14 protein-coding genes are annotated in these 15932 nt (G+C 64.9%); 10 read left to right on the top strand and 4 right to left on the bottom strand.

What is annotated here, in order from left to right:
* Window positions 1–5: 5 nt before the first annotated feature.
* From AC0L3C_RS25945 to AC0L3C_RS25900, 10 genes are all read left to right on the top strand, one after another.
* On the top strand, window positions 6–977 hold the full coding sequence (locus tag AC0L3C_RS25945) for an ABC transporter permease (protein WP_473279501.1): 972 nt from the start codon (window positions 6–8) through the stop codon (window positions 975–977).
* 57 nt (window positions 978–1034) lie between these two features.
* Window positions 1035–2021 carry an ABC transporter ATP-binding protein gene (locus tag AC0L3C_RS25940; RefSeq protein ID WP_473409303.1) on the top strand — a complete coding sequence of 329 codons (987 nt, stop codon included), beginning with the start codon at window positions 1035–1037 and terminating at the stop codon, window positions 2019–2021.
* Entirely contained in the window at window positions 2018–3007 is a 990-nt protein-coding gene (locus AC0L3C_RS25935) for an ABC transporter ATP-binding protein (protein ID WP_473409302.1), read from the top strand. The genes AC0L3C_RS25940 and AC0L3C_RS25935 overlap by 4 nt, the downstream gene beginning before the upstream one ends.
* Before the next feature lie 81 nt (window positions 3008–3088).
* Entirely contained in the window at window positions 3089–4900 is a 1812-nt protein-coding gene (locus tag AC0L3C_RS25930; protein WP_473409301.1) for a gamma-glutamyltransferase family protein, read from the top strand.
* Between the two features lie 9 nt (window positions 4901–4909).
* Window positions 4910–5620 carry a DUF1028 domain-containing protein gene (locus AC0L3C_RS25925; RefSeq protein WP_473279499.1) on the top strand — a complete coding sequence of 237 codons (711 nt, stop codon included), beginning with the start codon at window positions 4910–4912 and terminating at the stop codon, window positions 5618–5620.
* On the top strand, window positions 5617–6606 hold the full coding sequence (locus AC0L3C_RS25920; RefSeq protein WP_473409300.1) for an ABC transporter ATP-binding protein: 990 nt from the start codon (window positions 5617–5619) through the stop codon (window positions 6604–6606). Before AC0L3C_RS25925 ends, AC0L3C_RS25920 begins: the two co-directional genes overlap by 4 nt.
* Entirely contained in the window at window positions 6606–7724 is a 1119-nt protein-coding gene (locus tag AC0L3C_RS25915) for an ABC transporter ATP-binding protein (protein ID WP_473409299.1), read from the top strand. Before AC0L3C_RS25920 ends, AC0L3C_RS25915 begins: the two co-directional genes overlap by 1 nt.
* Window positions 7725–7729: 5 nt before the next feature.
* Window positions 7730–9247 (top strand): ABC transporter substrate-binding protein, encoded by a 1518-nt coding sequence (locus tag AC0L3C_RS25910; RefSeq protein ID WP_473409298.1) that lies wholly within the window; start codon window positions 7730–7732, stop codon window positions 9245–9247.
* Between the two features lie 31 nt (window positions 9248–9278).
* The gene (locus tag AC0L3C_RS25905) at window positions 9279–10220 is read left to right on the top strand and encodes an ABC transporter permease (RefSeq protein WP_035974921.1); all 942 of its coding nucleotides are present in this window, start codon (window positions 9279–9281) and stop codon (window positions 10218–10220) included.
* Between the two features lie 4 nt (window positions 10221–10224).
* Complete coding sequence (locus tag AC0L3C_RS25900; RefSeq protein WP_007607862.1) at window positions 10225–11112, top strand: ABC transporter permease; 888 nt, start codon at window positions 10225–10227, stop codon at window positions 11110–11112.
* 206 nt (window positions 11113–11318) lie between these two features.
* Here AC0L3C_RS25900 and cnbZ read toward each other — a convergent pair whose 3' ends face one another.
* The 4 genes from cnbZ to AC0L3C_RS25880 are packed head-to-tail and all read right to left on the bottom strand — an operon-like array spanning window position 11319 to window position 15756.
* A complete protein-coding gene (gene cnbZ / locus AC0L3C_RS25895) occupies window positions 11319–12065 on the bottom strand; it encodes a 2-amino-5-chloromuconate deaminase CnbZ (protein ID WP_473247592.1) in 747 nt (248 codons plus the stop codon).
* A 9-nt stretch (window positions 12066–12074) separates the two neighbouring features.
* Window positions 12075–13325: an adenylate/guanylate cyclase domain-containing protein gene (locus tag AC0L3C_RS25890; RefSeq protein WP_473264141.1), complete on the bottom strand. Its 1251-nt coding sequence runs from the start codon at window positions 13323–13325 to the stop codon at window positions 12075–12077.
* On the bottom strand, window positions 13322–13711 hold the full coding sequence (locus AC0L3C_RS25885; RefSeq protein WP_027516726.1) for a response regulator: 390 nt from the start codon (window positions 13709–13711) through the stop codon (window positions 13322–13324). Before AC0L3C_RS25885 ends, AC0L3C_RS25890 begins: the two co-directional genes overlap by 4 nt.
* A complete protein-coding gene (locus AC0L3C_RS25880) occupies window positions 13708–15756 on the bottom strand; it encodes a sensor histidine kinase (protein ID WP_473409349.1) in 2049 nt (682 codons plus the stop codon). The genes AC0L3C_RS25885 and AC0L3C_RS25880 overlap by 4 nt, the downstream gene beginning before the upstream one ends.
* Window positions 15757–15932: the final 176 nt, after the last annotated feature.

Genomic DNA, 15932 nt, shown 5'->3' with positions numbered 1-15932 from the left:
CCTGTATGTCCGAAGTGGTCGCCTCCAATCCCGACAAGCCGAGCACGCTGCCGACGCATGCCGCCCGTAGCTGGTTCAGCCGCGCACTCGACAGCGACGTCTTCTATTCGTTTCGCCGGTCCAAGCTGACCATGGTGGCGGCAACCATTACCGTGCTGTTCTTCCTGCTCGCGATCTTTGCCTCCGCGCTCGCGGTGCAGGACCCTTTCGATCCGGCACAGCTCCAATTGATGAATTCCAGGATCTCACCGCTCTGGACCGCCGAGGGGCAGAGCCCGTTCCTGCTCGGCACCGACGAGCAGGGCCGCGACGTGTTCTCCGCCATTCTCTACGGGCTGCGCATCTCGCTCGCTGTCGGCGTGGCCGGCGTGATCTTCGCGGGCGCGCTCGGCATCGCGCTTGGCCTGGTCGCCGGGTATTTCGGCGGCGCGGTGGACGGCGTGATCATGCGGATTGCAGACGTGCAACTCACTTTCCCCGCCATTCTGATCGCGCTGCTGGTCAACGGCATCGCGAAATCGATCCTCGGCAACCGGCTGGATGCAACCAGCATGCTGATCGTGCTGGTGATCTCGATCGGCCTGAGTTTCTGGGTTGGCTATGCACGGACGGTACGCGGCTCCGTGATGGTCGAGAAGAACAAGGATTACGTGGCTGCCGCGCAATTGATCGGCCTTCCCGCGCCAAAGATCATGTTCCGCCATGTGCTGCCAAACACAATGGGTCCGATCCTGGTCATCGCCACGATCAACCTCGCGCTCGCCATCATCACCGAGGCGACGCTGTCCTTCCTTGGCGTCGGCCTGCCCGACACAATGCCCTCGCTCGGCACATTGATCCGCATCGGCAACAACTACCTGTTCGCGGGCGAATGGTGGATTGTGGCCTTTCCCGGTATCGCGCTCGCCGCCTTGATCCTGTCGATCAACCTGCTCGGCGACTGGCTGCGCGACGCGCTCAACCCGAAGCTCCGATGACAAAATTTCGATGAGCAAAACTTGCATAAGCAAAATTCGGATGAGAGCGTCTCGCTCATGATCGACCCCATCCTCTCCGTGCGTAATCTTCAGGTCGAGTTCGCCTCCCGCCGCGGCACGCTACGCGCCATCGATGGCGTCTCCTTCGACATCGCCAAGGGCGAGGTACTCGGCGTGGTCGGCGAATCCGGCGCCGGCAAGTCCGTCACGGGCTTGGCTGTGATCGGCCTGATCGATCCGCCCGGCCGCATCGCCGGCGGCGAGATTCGTCTTGCGGGCCTGCGCATCGACAACTTGCCGGCGGAGGAGCTGCGCCGTATCCGGGGAAAACGGATCGGCATGATCTTCCAGGATCCCCTGACATCGCTCAATCCGCTCTATCGCGTCGGCGATCAGCTGATCGAGACGATCAGAACCCATCTGAACCTCTCCGAGACCGCCGCGCGCCGCCGGGCGATCGACCTGCTCGCCGAAGTCGGAATCCCCGCGCCCGAAAAGCGCATTGACGGCTATCCCCACGAATTCTCCGGTGGCATGCGCCAGCGCGTGGTGATTGCGCTCGCGATCTGCGCCGAGCCGGAGCTGATCATCGCGGACGAGCCGACCACCGCGCTCGATGTCTCCGTACAGGCGCAAATTATTTCGCTCATCAAGCGGCTAGGATACGACCACGGCACCGCCGTGATGCTGGTAACCCACGACATGGGCGTCATCGCGGAGGCGTCCGACCGCGTCGCGGTGATGTATGCCGGCCGCGTCGCCGAGATCGGTCCGGTGCAGGACGTGGTCAGGAACCCGCTGCACCCTTATGCCAAGGGCCTGATGGGCGCGATCCCGACCCTTGCAGGCGACGACAAGCGTCTGGTGCAGATCCCCGGCTCCATGCCGCGCCTGTCGGCGATCCCGCGCGGCTGCTCGTTCAATCCGCGCTGCGCGTTCGCATTCGACCGGTGTCGCGTGGAGCGGCCGGAGCCGCTGCAGCGCGGCACGCAATCCGTCGCCTGCCACCTCTATGACAGCGTGCCGGCGGAGAGCGCGGCATGAGCACTTCCTTCGTCCAGGCCACAAATCTGCGGCGCGTGTTCGACGTCTCGAAACCCTGGCTTAACCGCGTGCTCGAGGGCGGCCATCTCGAATACCTCAAAGCCGTCGACGGCGTCACCTTCGACATCAGGAAGGGTGAGACCTTCGCGCTGGTCGGCGAGTCCGGCTCGGGCAAGACCACGGTCGCACGGATGGTCGTGGGCCTGCTGCCGCCGAGCTCCGGCGACGTCCTGATCGACGGCGTCTCGATGACCGACCCGAGGCAGGCCCAGGCGCGGCGGAAACTGCGCCGCCGCATCCAGATGATCTTTCAGGATCCCTATGCGAGCCTGAACCCACGCTTCCGGGTCGACGCCATCATCTCCGAGCCGATCCGCGCGTTCGACCTGATCGAGGGCGAGCGCGACATCCAGGCCCGCGTCGGAGAGCTGCTCACCCTCGTCGGCCTGCATCCCGACGACAGGTTGAAATTTCCGCACGAATTCTCGGGCGGTCAGCGTCAGCGAATCGCGATCGCTCGCGCGCTCGCCTCCGACGCAGAGTTCATTGTCTGCGACGAGCCGACCTCCGCGCTCGACGTCTCCGTGCAAGCGCAGATCCTGAACCTGATGCGCGACCTCCAGGACAAGTTCGGTCTGACCTACATGTTCATCAGCCACAACCTCGCCGTGGTCCGCCACATGGCGAGCCGCGTCGGCGTGATGTATCTCGGCCGCATTGTCGAGATCGCGGAAGGACGTGAGCTGTTTGCTCGTCCTCGCATGCCCTACACCAAGATGCTGCTCGGCGCCGTGCCCGATCTTGCCATGAGCGGCCGCCAGCGCGTTCCCGTGAAGGGCGAGATCCCGAACCCGATCAATCCGCCGCCTGGGTGCGCCTTCAATCCGCGCTGCCCGCTGGCGTTCGATCTCTGCCGCAAGGAAGCACCTGAATTGATCGACGGCGTCGCCTGCCATGCGGTCAACACCGCGCCGGTACCGGCGTGACGCGCGCGTGCCATGCAGCCTGCGCATTTGGCGGCGGCCTGGCCCTGTGATCAATTGCGCGCGCCGCAAATGAGGTAGTCCATGGCCAGCATCGTCAATCCCGATCCCTTCACGACACGCCCCGAGATCGAAGGCACCTTCGGCGTCGTCGCGACCACGCACTGGATCGCGACCGCTATCGGCATGGCCATCCTGGAAAAGGGCGGCAATGCCTTTGACGCCGGCGTCGCCACCGCTTTCACGCTCCAGGTGGTCGAGCCGCATCTGAACGGCCCAGGCGGCGACGTTCCGATCATCGTGCACGACGTGAAGCGCGGCCGCACCGAGGTGATCTGCGGCCAGGGTCCGGCACCGGCCCGCGCCACCATCGCGCATTACAAGAGCGAAGGCCTCGATATGGTGCCCGGCACCGGCCTGCTCGCGGCTTGCGTTCCCGGCACCTTCGAATCCTGGATGATGCTGCTGCGTGACTACGGCACGATGCGCCTGCGCGACGTACTGGAGCCGGCGATCTCCTATGCGCGCGACGGCTATCCGCTGGTCGAGCGCGCCTGCGCCACGATCCAGACCGTCGAGCAATTATTCCGCAAGCACTGGCCGACGTCAGCCGCCGTCTATCTCCCGAACGGCGAAGTGCCAAAGCCCGGCATGCTCTTCACCAACAAGACACTTGCAGCGAGCTACGCACGAATTCTGAGTGAAGCCGAAAGCGGCGGCGGCGGCGGCGGCCGCGATGCCGAGATCGAGCGCGCGCGCAAGGCGTGGTCGCAGGGCTTCGTCGCGGAAGCCATCGACAAATTCTGCCGGACCCAGGAGGTGATGGACGTCAGCGGCTCGCCGCACCGCGGCGTGCTGTCGGCCGATGACATGGCGCGCTGGCAGCCGACGGTCGAGGCCCCGCTCACCTACGATTATGGCCGCTACACTGTCTGCAAGGCCGGGGTCTGGAGCCAGGGGCCGGTCACGCTGCAGCAGCTCGCGCTGCTGAAGGGCTTTGCCCTCGATGGGCTCGACCCGACGGGGCCGGAATTCATCCATCTCCAGATCGAATGCGCCAAGCTCGCCTTCGCCGACCGCGAAAAATTCTACGGCGATCCCAGGTTCAGCGAGATCCCGATCGCGACGCTGCTGTCAGATGCTTACAACGACGAACGTCGCAAGTTGGTGACCGAGAAAGCTTCGCTCGATCTCCGGCCTGGCGCGGTCGAGGGCTTCGGCGGCGTGGTCAAGTTGCGCCGCGCCGAAGGCCAACGCGAGGCCGTCGGCGCGCTCGGCGCCGGCGAACCAACCGTGGGGCGCTTCGGCGAGGTGCGCGGCGACACAGTGCATTTCGACATTATCGACAAGGCCGGCAACATGGTGTCGTCGACGCCGTCGGGAGGCTGGCTGCAATCCTCACCTGTCATTCCCGAGCTGGGTTTCTGCCTCGGCAGCCGCGCACAAATGTTCGATTTGGAAGAGAATCAACCGAGCTCGCTCGCGCCGGGCAAACGGCCGCGCACGACCCTGTCGCCGAGCATGGCGTTGCGGGACGGCGAGCCTTATCTCGCCTGGGGCTCGCCCGGCGGCGACCAGCAGGACCAATGGATCACGCAGTTTTTCCTGCGGCACGTCCATTGCAATCTGAATCTTCAGGAAGCCATCGACGCCCCGGCCTGGCACTCCGAGCATTTCCCGATCTCGTTCTGGCCCCGCACCGCGCGCCCCGGCGTGCTCGTGGTCGAAAACCGTGTGCCGAAGGCGACGATCGAGAATCTTCGCGAACGCGGACATATCGTCGAGGTTGGACCGGACTGGTCGGAAGGCCGTCTTACTGCGGCCTCGCGCGTCGGTCCGCGCCGCCGCGCCGCCGCCAATCCGCGCGGCATGCAGGGCTACGCCGCAGGGCGCTAAAGGCAGCACATGACCTGGTCGATCATCGCGCGCGATTCTGCTACCGGCCAGTTCGGCATCGCCGTTGCCACGCGGTTCTTCGCCGTCGGCGCGCGTGTCCCCTACATCGCGGCGGGCCTTGGCGCCATCGCGACGCAGGCTTTCGTCAATCCCTATTACGGCATCGACGGCGTCAAGCTGCTGCGTGAAGGTCTCAATGCGCACGACGTGCTGGCTGCCCTGCTCGCCACCGACGACGGCCGCGAGAGCCGCCAGATCCACATCATGGACGCGAGCGGCGCGATTGCTGCGCATACCGGTCGCGACTGCGTGGATTGGTGCGGGCACATTGCGGGCAGCGGCTTCTCGATCGCCGGCAACATGCTCGCGGGCGCCGATGTGCTCGAGGAGACCGCAAAAACCTATATCGCCAATGACAGTCTGCCCTTCCCGCGCCGCCTGCTCGCCGCGATGCGCGCGGGCGAAGCCGCCGGCGGCGACAAGCGCGGCAAGCAGTCCGCCGCGCTCCTGATCCACGGCGAGGAGGAATGGCCGGCGCTGGACATCCGCGCCGACGATCATCCCGATCCACTTGGTGAGCTCGAGCGGCTCGAGCGGGTCAGCCACGAGCTCTGGGTCCACTTCCGCGCCTCCATGCCGACGCGGCAGAACCCGGCCGGCAACACCGATCGCAGTGTCATCGACGCCAGCATCGCCGCAGCGCGCGCAAACCGATCATGAACCCGAGCCCCCTCATCGAGATCAGCGATCTGCGCATACGTTTTCACGGCGACGACGGCCGCGTCACCTACGCGGTCGACGGTGTCGATCTCAGCGTCGCCAATGGCGCGACGCTCGGCCTCGTTGGTGAATCCGGCTGCGGTAAGAGCGTGACGTCGCTGGCGATCATGGGCCTGCTGCCTAAGCAGAGCGCGGAAATCTCCGGCGCGATCCGCTTCGACGGTTTCGACCTGCTCAAGACGTCGGACCAGACGCTGCGCGACCTTCGCGGCAACCGGCTCGCCATGATCTTTCAGGAGCCGATGACCTCGCTCAATCCGAGCTTCACCATCGGCGATCAGATCGTCGAGACGATTTTGCGCCATCGCGGCGGTTCACGCAGGAGTGCGCGCGAGCGGGCGATCGATCTGCTGCGTCGCGTCCACATCCCCTCGCCCGAGCGGCGGATCGACGAATATCCGCACAAGCTCTCCGGCGGCATGCGCCAGCGCGTCATGATCGCGATGGCGCTGGCCTGCGACCCGCGGCTGCTGATCGCAGACGAACCGACCACCGCGCTCGACGTCACCCTGCAGGCGCAGATCCTGGAGCTGATGCGCGAGTTGAAGGCGGCGAGCGGCGCGGCCATCATCCTGATCACCCACGATCTCGGCGTCGTCGCCGAAGTCTGCGACGAGGTCGCGGTGATGTATGCCGGCGAGATCGTCGAGCGCGCGCCGGTGGACGAGTTGTTCTCGGCGCCGCAGCATCCCTACACCGTCGGCCTGCTCGGCTCGATTCCGCGGCTCGACCATCGTGCCGAACAGCTCGCCACGATCGAGGGCATGGTGCCGAACATGGCGCAGCCGCCCGCGGGCTGTCGCTTCGCCGCACGCTGCCCCTTCGTGCTGGACGCCTGCACCAAGGCGCCGCCGCCGCTGGTCGAAGTCAGTCCCGGCCACCTCTCGCGCTGCATCCGCGCGCCGCTCCAACGTCTGGTGTCGTGATGGCTCTGCTCGAGGTCCACGGCCTGGTCAAGCATTTCGTCGCCGAGCGTTCGCTGTTCGGCCGGGCGCTGGCGCATGTCAAAGCCGTTGATGGCGTTTCCTTCTCGCTCGTTGCCGGCAAGACGCTGGCGCTGGTCGGTGAATCCGGCTGCGGCAAGTCCACCGTCAGCCGCCTGGTACTGCGGCTGATCGAGCCGGATGCAGGCACGATCCGTTTCGAAGGCCGCGATCTGCTGTCGCTCGACGCCGGCGCGCTGCGCGCCTTTCGCCGCGAGGCCCAGATCATCTTCCAGGATCCCTACGCCTCGCTCAATCCGCGCATGACCGTCGGCCAGATCCTGACCGAGCCGCTGGCTCTGCACGATCTGGTGCCGCCCGCCCGGCGGCGCGAACGCATCGAGGAGATCTTGCGGCTGGTCGGGCTGGAGCCGCGGCTGGCGCGGCGTTACCCGCACGAATTTTCCGGCGGCCAGCGCCAGCGCATTGCCATCGCCCGCGCGCTCGCGGTCGAGCCGAAACTGATCATCTGCGATGAGCCGGTCTCGGCGCTCGACGTCTCGATCCGCTCGCAGATCCTCAATCTGCTGCGCGAGCTCCAGGACCGGCTTGGGCTGGCCTACATTTTCGTTTCGCACGACCTCGCGGTGGTCAAGCACATCGCCGACCACGTGGCGGTGATGAATCTCGGCCAGATCGTCGAAACGGCGGCGGCGGACGCGCTGTTCGCCGCACCGCGTCATCCCTACAGCCGGGCTCTATTGTCCGCCATCCCGGTGCCTAAACCGCGGGCAAAGCGCAGCCGGATTGTGCTGCAGGGAGAGATCCCCAGCGCGCTCAATCCGCCGCCGGGATGCCGCTTTCACACCCGCTGCCCCTACGTGGTCGACCGTTGCCGCAGCGAAATGCCTCAGCTCGTGCAGGATGGCATCGGACATGCAACGGCATGCCACCGAAGGTCGGAACTGCCGTCGTCCGAGGCGATCGTCCCAACGGACGGCGGCTTCTCCCCGGTTCTCGAAAAATTGGTCGCCGCCTTCAGCGGCGGCCCGGAAACAGTCCGCGGCAGCGGGGTTAGTTCATTGGGGACGAACCCGGCATGGCCGCAAAACAGAGGTTGAGAGCGATGAGTCCTATGCGTTTGGCACTCCTGGCGTCGGCATTGCTGACGTCGCTCGCAGGCGCGGCCCAGGCCCAGGCCCAGAGCACGCTTCGCATCGGCATCGCCGAGGATCCTGACATCCTCGATCCCAGCATCGGCCGCACCTATGTCGGCCGCATCGTGTTCTCTGCCTTCTGCGACAAGCTGTTCGACATCGACGAGAAGCTCAACATCGTGCCGCAGCTCGCGCTGTCGCATGAGACGTCGGCCGACGGCAAGGAGATGACGATCAAGCTGCGGCCCAACGTGAAATTCCACGACGGCGAGCCGCTCGACGCGGAAGCTGCAAAGTTCTCGATCGAGCGCCATATGACGCTGCCGACCTCGTTCCGCAAGTCCGAGCTCGCGAGCGTCGACCATGTGGAAGTCGTAGACCCTCTGACCATCAAGCTGGTGCTCAAGACGCCTTACTCCCCGTTGATCGCCCAGCTGACTGATCGCTCCGGCATGATGGTCTCACCGAAGGCCGCGAAGGAAGCCGGCGACAAGTTCGGCCTGCATCCGGTCTGCGCCGGTCCCTACAAGTTCGTCGAGCGCGTGCAGCAGGACCGCATGGTCTTCGAGAAATTCGCGGACTACTGGAACAAGGACAACATCCATATCGACCGCGTGGTGTTCCTGCCGATCGTCGATGCCACGGTGCGCCTTGCCAACCTGAAGTCCGGCGGGCTCGATCTGATCGAGCGCGTGCTCGCCACCGACATCAAGGATGTGCGTGCAGATTCGCGGCTCGTGCTGTCGACGGCGCCCGAGCTCGGCTATTATGGCCTGACCGTCAATATCGGCAACGACAAAGCGAAAGGGCCGCTCAGCCAGTCGGCGAAAGTGCGCCAAGCGCTCGATCTGTCGATCGATCGCGAAGCTCTCAATCAAGTCGTCTTCAACGGCGAGTTCACGCCCGGCAACCAGTGGGTCAGCCCGACCCATCCCTATTACCAGAAGGCCTTTCCGGTCCGTGGCCGCGACGTCGCAAAGGCGAAGGCGCTGCTGAAGGAGGCGGGCGTCACCACGCCGATAACGATCGATTACATGATTCCCAAGGGCGCGGAGAACGAAGCGGTTGCCCAGGTGATCCAGTCGATGGCCGCGGAAGCGGGCTTCGACATCAAGATCCGCGCGGTCGAATTCGCGACCACCTTCAAGCAGGCCCAGGCCGGCGAGTTCCAGATCTTCCAGATCAACTGGAGCGGCCGTATCGATCCGGACGGCAACTCCTACATCTTCATGCGCAGCAAGGCACCGCAGAACGATGGCGTCTATTCGAATCCGGAGGCCGATAAGCTGCTGGAAGAAGGAAGGGCGACATCCAACGTCGAGGAGCGGAAGGCGATCTACGCCAAGCTGAACAAGATCCTGCTCGACGACCTGCCGATCATATACATCTATCACCGCACGCTCCTGATCGCGCACACGACCAAGCTCCAGGGCTATAAGCAGGTGCCAGATGGCCTCGTGCGCGTGGTCGGGCTGAAGTTCAAGTGAGCACGGCGTCGCCTGACACGCGGCCGGCGCCATGCTGAACTTCCTCGCCCGCCGCATTGTGCAGATCGTGCCGACACTGTTCTTCGTGTCGGTGCTGATCTTCTCGCTCCAGCAATTGTTGCCGGGTGATCCGGCGCTGGTGATGGCCGGTGAGGAGCGCGACCCCGCCGTGATCGAGCAGATTCGCCAGCAATACCGGCTCGATCAGCCGATTCCCGTGCAGTACGTCTACTGGCTCAAGGGAGTCCTGACCGGAAATTTCGGTGAATCGCTCCGCAACAAGATGCCGGTGCGCGAGCTGATCGCGCAGAAGCTGCCGGTGACGCTCCAGCTCGGCTCGATGGCAATGTTGATCGCGCTCCTGATCGGTATTCCCGCCGGCATCGTCTCCGCCGTGAAGAAGGGCACCGTCTGGGACTACGGCGCCAATTTGTTCGCGCTGTGGGGCATCTCGACGCCGAATTTCTGGCTCGGCATCATGCTGATCTTCCTGTTCTCGATCGAACTCGGCTGGCTGCCGGCGTCCGGCTACGTGCCGCTGACCGAGAACTGGCGTGCGAGCCTCGCCGCCACCATCATGCCGGCCTTCGTGCTCGGCAACGCGATTTCCGCGGTCCTGATGCGGCACACCCGGAGCGCCATGCTGCAGGTGCTGGAAAGCGACTACGTCCGCACCGCGCGCGCCAAGGGATTGTCCGAACGCTCGGTCATCCTCAAGCACGCCATGCGCAACGCACTCACGCCGATCATCACGCTCGGCGCGCTCGAGCTCGGCACGCTATTGTCGGGAGCGGTCCTGACCGAGCAGATCTTCTCCATTCCCGGCTTCGGCAAACTGATCGTGGACGCCGTGTTCAACCGCGACTACGCGGTCGTACAGGGCGTCGTGCTGGTGACGGCGACGGTCTACATCACGTTGAACCTGGTTGCCGATATCGCCTACATCCTCGTCAATCCACGGCTGCGGGGCTAGACACATGACCGATGCCGTCCTGCCCGCTGCTCTCGTCGCGCAAGCTGACGAGCTGGACAGCCCGGCGCGTCGCGCCCGGCGGCGCCTGTTCAAACGCAAGGCCGCAGTGTTCGGACTTGTCATGATCAGTTTGTTCGTCGGCTTCGCGGCTCTCGCGCCGCTCGTCGTGCCCTACGATCCCATCGCGACGAGCTGGAGCCTGGTCCGCAAGCCGCCCACGGCGGCGCACTGGTTCGGCACCGACGAGCTCGGTCGCGACATCCTGAGCCGCGTCGTCTACGGTGCCCGGGCGTCGTTGCTCGCGGGCCTCATCTCGGTCGCGATCGCGCTGGGCGTCGGCGTTCCGCTCGGCCTGCTTGCCGGCTATCGCGGCGGCTTCGTCGATGCGCTGATCAGCCGGATGACCGACGCAATGCTGGCCTGCCCATTCCTGATCCTGGCAATCGCGCTCGCCGCATTCCTCGGTCCGAGCCTCGGCAACGCCATGATCGCGATCGGCATCTCGGCAACCCCGATCTTCATCCGCCTGACCCGCGGCCAGGTGCTGAACGTCAAGGCCGAGGACTATGTCGAGGCGGCGCGCGCGCTCGGCAATCCGCCGTGGCGAATCGCGTTCTCGCATATCCTGCCGAACATCCTGCCCGCACTGCTGGTGCAGGCCACGCTGTCGATTGCGGCCGCCATCATCGCCGAAGCTGCGCTGTCCTTCCTTGGCCTCGGCCAGCAGCCGCCGGCGCCATCCTGGGGCAGCATGCTCAATGCAGCGCAGCGCTTCCTGACCCAGGCGCCCTGGATGGCGATCTGGCCGGGGCTAGCGATCTTCCTCGTGGTGCTGTCGCTGAACCTGCTCGGCGACGGCCTGCGAGACGCGCTCGATCCAAGGCAGCGCTAGAGCGGAATGAGAATAGGTTGAATTGAGCGGCTCCGGGCTCGGTGCACCTCTCCCGCTTGCGGGAGAGGTCGGCGCAACGCGCCGGGTGAGGGCTCTCTCCTTTTGGGGGTTCTCGATTGCGGAAATACCCTCCCCAGCAAGCGGGAGAGGGAGCACACCTCCCCCGTTGCAGCAAACGAGCCTGATCTCACCGGTCCTTGGTCTAGCTAGATCACGGTCTCCCGCATCACCCGGCGGCAATCCATCTCGTATTCGAGATCGACCACAGGCGGCCGGGCATAGTGCCAGGTCAGGCCGGACCGCAACGCCCCGCGGCGGACGAGTTCGTCGACCAGCGCGTGGTGGAAGTCGTGCACGGAATAGGCCTGCACGCCGGTCGTGTCCTTCCAGCCGAAGCCGAAGGCCGTCATCCTGTTCTCCATCTGGGAGGTCGTCGTGAAGCGCACCTTCTCGCGAAGGCCGTCCGGGCTGAGGTCGCGGTAGCGCACGGTGCGCTCGACATAGGTCCCATTGCCCTCGCGCGCCTCGGCGCCGCCTGATATCACGAAGCTCGGCGTCTTCGAGCTTGTCGGCCGCGTGAAGGAGAACGCGTAGAACGACGGCTCGGCGGGTGGATCGATCTCCGGACAGACATTGCTGCGCGCCACAGGATTGGTGGTGCCGTCGAAGATGTTCCATTCGGACAACGTCTTCACATAGTGCAGGTTGAACGCGCGAAAGCCTTCCTCGCTGAAGGCCGCGGGCGAGCGCAGTTCGCAGGCGCAGAACGCCGTGAGCGGCCGCCCCGCCTCCTGAATATACTTCGCGGCAAGTGCAAACCCTTCCGCAAGCGGCACCAGGCGGTCGAAGCGGACGCGCTCGATCTCATAGCCGTCATTCGCGGCCGCACCGGCCGAATACTGGAATACGGACGGAATGAAACGGTAATTGCCGGTGGAGAATTCACCAATCATGTCGGACTCCTATTCCAGTTGCATGCGAATGCCCTTGGCGCCGTTAAGCAGGCGCTTCAGGTGAAAGCCAGCCAGGGAATCGCCGGCATGCATTCCAACCAGCGCGGCGAAGGCCGGCATGGCGGCGGCATCCCCGGCTTCCATCTTGGCAAACGCCTCGGAATACAGCGCCGTTTCCGGCGCAGCGAATTGGGCCGGCGTCAGTGGCTCGAACGCGCGCAACGGCTCGCTGCGTCCGCGCAGCGTCAGCTCACCGACAGGGCGACCCCGGAAATTCTCGGCCGCCTCGGCGATGCCGGCACTGACGCAAATCCGCGTGCCCAGATGCTTGTTCGCGGCTTCCAGCCGCGCCGCGATGTTGATGGAGTCGCCATACGCGGTGTAGTCGAAAAACCGGTTGCCGCCGAAATTTCCGACCAGCGCCGGCCCGGCGTGAATGCCGATGCGGGTGGCGCCGAAATTCACGCCTCTCGCTTTCCAGCGCGCGGAAAAATCCTCCGCCCAGACGTCGAGATCGTGCGCACAGGCGACCGCGCGCGTCGCATAGTCGGGCTGATCGCCGGGCGCGTTGAAGAGCACCTGGATCGCATCGCCGATGATCTTGGCAACCGTCCCCTCATGCGCGAAGACGATTTCGGTCATGCCGCCGACATATTCGTTGAGAAGCGCACCCAGCGTCTCCGGCGGCGCAGTTTCGACCAGCGAGGTGAAGCCGGTAATGTCAGTGAAGATGGTCGCGATATCGCGCCACTGCACTTCGATTCCCTCGCTCTCACCGTTGGCCGCCAGACGCTTGGCGAGCTCGGGCGAGAAATGACGCGAGAGCGCGGCATGGGCGCGCTCTGCCTCCGCCTGGCGGCCTCGCACCTCACGCAGCATTTCGATATGGCGGATGGTCTTCTGGATCGTCGTCTCCAGGTCGGCGAAGTCGATCGGCTTGGTCAGGAAGTCGAACGCGCCGCGGTTCATGGCAGTGCGAATATTGCTCATGTCGCCATAGGCCGAGACGATGATGGTGGACTTCTTGTCTTCGGCTTCCTGGAGCTTCGCCAGCAGCGACAGCCCGTCCATCCTGGGCATGTTGATGTCGGAGACCACCATGTCGACATGCGGGTTCTGCTCGAGCGACTGCAGCGCTTCGAGGCCGTCGCGGGCGAACATGATGGTCACCAACCCATCGCGAATCTGCTTGCGGAATTTTTGCAGGACCAACGCCTCGAGATCCGGCTCGTCGTCGACGAAAAGGATGGTCGCGGTCATGCGGCTTGCCCGAGCCTCGTGTCGATTTCCTGCCGCAGCAGCGCGAAATCGATCGGCTTGGTGAGAAGTCCGACTGCGCCGCGCTCGATCGCCTTCCGACGCGTCTCGGCATCGCCATAGGCGGTGATCATGATGACGGGAACGTCCGGATGCGCGTCACGCACCTTCGGCAGCATGTCGAGCCCGCTCATGCCGGGCATGTTGATGTCGGACAGAATCAGGATCAACGAGGGATCGCGAACCTCCGCGGCGAGCTTCAGCGCATCGGGTGCGGAAGGCGCGAATTCCATCTGGAAGCGGCCGGCGCGCAAATCGCGCCGAAACTGCTGCCGGAACAGCGCCTCGACGTCGGGCTCGTCATCGACGACCAGGATGTAAACGTTCAAGTCTTGCCTCCGGAAGTGTCGCCCGCCGCCATCATGCGCGGCAGGGTGATGATGAACTCGGTGAACACACCGGGCTCGGTGTTCACGTCGATCGTACCGCCGTGCTGATTCACGACGATGTCATGGCTCATGGAAAGGCCAAGGCCGGTGCCCTCGCCGGCCGGCTTGGTGGTGAAGAAAGGATTGAACATCTTCTCCTTCACCTCGGACGGGATGCCGGTACCGTTGTCGCGAATGCGGATCTCGACCTTGTCGCCGATAGTTTTGGTTGCCGCGCGCAAGGTGGGCTCGAAGGCGTCTGCGGCGCTCTCCTTGCGCTGGGCAGTGGCGTAGAAGCCGTTCGAGATCAGATTGAGGAAGACGCGCGTAATCTCCTGCGGATAGACATCGACCATGCCTGCGGCGGGGTCGAAGCCGCGCTCGATCGTGACATTGAAGCTGGGCCGTTCGGCACGTGCGCCGTGATAGGCGAGATTGAGGCTCTCCTCCAGGATCGCGTTGATATCGCTGGGGCGATGCTCGCCGGAGCCTTCGCGCGAATGCAGCAGCATGTTCCTGACGATGGAATCGGCGCGCTTGCCATGCTGTACCACTTTTTCGAGGTTGCTCTTCAGCATGCCAGTCAGCTCCTCGACCTCCTCCTTTGTCTTGCCGTCGAGCGAGGCCCCTTGAAGGGCCTCGTTGAGCTCGTCGATCAGTTCCGTCGACACCGCCGAGAAATTGTTTACGAAATTGAGCGGGTTCTTGATCTCGTGCGCGATCCCCGCCGTGAGCTGGCCGAGGGACGCGAGCTTCTCGGTCTGAATCAGGCGGTCCTGCGCGGTACGAAGATCGTTGAGAGATTGCCGGAGTTCTGCGGTCCGCTGCTCCACCTTGTTCTCGAGGTCTGCATACGATTCCTGCAGGCGCTCGCCCATGTGGTTGAACTGGTCTGCGAGACCCTCGAGCTCGTCACCGGTTCTGATCGAGATGCGCTGGGAGAAATCGCCGCTGCCGATGCGCTCGGCGCCGCTCCGCAGCGCCTGGATCGGCCCGACCATGCGGCGCGCGAGGAATATCCCGGCAAGCACCGCGAAGATCGACGCCGCGAGCAGCACGAATGCAAGCCGTTCCAACGCGGCATAGAGCGCCGCATAGGCCTCCTCGACGGGGAGCTCGACGAACATGGTCCAGTGCAGCGGCGCGATGGGGGCCGACGCGGTCAGCACCTTCCGTCCCTGGAGATTGCGCGCTTCGGAAAGCGCGTCGAGCGTGGCGCTGCCTCCGGCAAGCGCGGCGCGCACCTGGCTGAGACCAGACATATCGGTGTTGCGCAGGACCAGGCTGATATCGGGATGCGCGATCAGGCGTCCCTCCGGACCGACTACATAGGCATGTCCGTGCTCGCCGACCTTGATCTGGGACACGACGTCCCAGATCAGCTTGAGATTGACCTCCGCGATACTGACGCCGGCATCCTTGCGCGACCCGGCCTGCGCCAGGGTCATGTACGGCTCGGATTCCCTGCGGAAATAGACCGGACCGTAAAAAACCTTGTGCGCGACCGCCTCGGTGAACTTCGGATCGTCCGACAGGTCAATCCCGCTGTCGATCGCGTCCATGGCGAGCCGCGAGACCCGCAGCCGCTCCCTGCCGGTCGCATCGACCTGGGCGAGCTCGGTGACCGCAGGGACCTGGCGCAGCAGCCGCAGCGCATCGAACCGGCGCTGCTCGATCGAGCCCGCTGACCAGGGCAGCTGCGTGGTCCAGCCGAGCTGGCTCTCGATCTCCTTGACGAACTGACCGATCTTGGCCGCGGCCGCCTCCGCCTGTTCATGCTGAACCCGGATCAGCGCGGCCTTGTGCTCGCGATAGTAGAAGAGGACCTCGAACAGCCCGTTGGCCAGCAGCGCGATCGCGACGACAGCCACGAACAGCGCGACATATTTCGTGAAGAGCCGGCTCCTGATCCCCTGCCCTGGCGTCGTGCCGGACGCGACGGCAACCGGCGACGCGTTGGGCAGCGCCCTGGCCTGCGGGGTGTCGGGGTGGAGGGAAAGGCTCATCCCGCCGAACCTAGCAAGAAGACCGGACCTTGTCTCTCGCGAGCGGGGAAAGGCTGATGGGCAGGCGGGGGACCCCGGGCAATAGAAAAGGGGGGGCGCGGGTTGTGCCAGGCCGCCCAACACTTCGGGGGTAGTCCTGGGGAACTCGGCCGCCCCCGCCTGGAGCCGCCAGCTGG

This window comes from Bradyrhizobium sp. WSM4872 (assembly GCF_055811715.1).
The sequence above is the reverse complement of the archived record's forward strand: the minus strand, read 5'-3'. Positions and strand labels throughout refer to the sequence as shown.

Excerpts from the sequence above, each read along its gene's own strand:
- AC0L3C_RS25900 (WP_007607862.1), top strand. The coding sequence starts at position 10,225 with ATGACCGATGCCGTCCTGCCCGCTGCTCTCGTCGCGCAAGCTGACGAG.
- AC0L3C_RS25910 (WP_473409298.1), top strand. The coding sequence starts at position 7,730 with ATGAGTCCTATGCGTTTGGCACTCCTGGCGTCGGCATTGCTGACGTCG.
- AC0L3C_RS25905 (WP_035974921.1), top strand. The coding sequence starts at position 9,279 with ATGCTGAACTTCCTCGCCCGCCGCATTGTGCAGATCGTGCCGACACTG.
- AC0L3C_RS25915 (WP_473409299.1), top strand. The coding sequence starts at position 6,606 with ATGGCTCTGCTCGAGGTCCACGGCCTGGTCAAGCATTTCGTCGCCGAG.
- AC0L3C_RS25880 (WP_473409349.1), bottom strand. The coding sequence starts at position 15,756 with ATGAGCCTTTCCCTCCACCCCGACACCCCGCAGGCCAGGGCGCTGCCC.
- AC0L3C_RS25940 (WP_473409303.1), top strand. The coding sequence starts at position 1,035 with ATGATCGACCCCATCCTCTCCGTGCGTAATCTTCAGGTCGAGTTCGCC.
- cnbZ (WP_473247592.1), bottom strand. The coding sequence starts at position 12,065 with ATGATTGGTGAATTCTCCACCGGCAATTACCGTTTCATTCCGTCCGTA.
- AC0L3C_RS25925 (WP_473279499.1), top strand. The coding sequence starts at position 4,910 with ATGACCTGGTCGATCATCGCGCGCGATTCTGCTACCGGCCAGTTCGGC.
- AC0L3C_RS25945 (WP_473279501.1), top strand. The coding sequence starts at position 6 with ATGTCCGAAGTGGTCGCCTCCAATCCCGACAAGCCGAGCACGCTGCCG.
- AC0L3C_RS25890 (WP_473264141.1), bottom strand. The coding sequence starts at position 13,325 with ATGACCGCGACCATCCTTTTCGTCGACGACGAGCCGGATCTCGAGGCG.
- AC0L3C_RS25920 (WP_473409300.1), top strand. The coding sequence starts at position 5,617 with ATGAACCCGAGCCCCCTCATCGAGATCAGCGATCTGCGCATACGTTTT.
- AC0L3C_RS25935 (WP_473409302.1), top strand. The coding sequence starts at position 2,018 with ATGAGCACTTCCTTCGTCCAGGCCACAAATCTGCGGCGCGTGTTCGAC.
- AC0L3C_RS25930 (WP_473409301.1), top strand. The coding sequence starts at position 3,089 with ATGGCCAGCATCGTCAATCCCGATCCCTTCACGACACGCCCCGAGATC.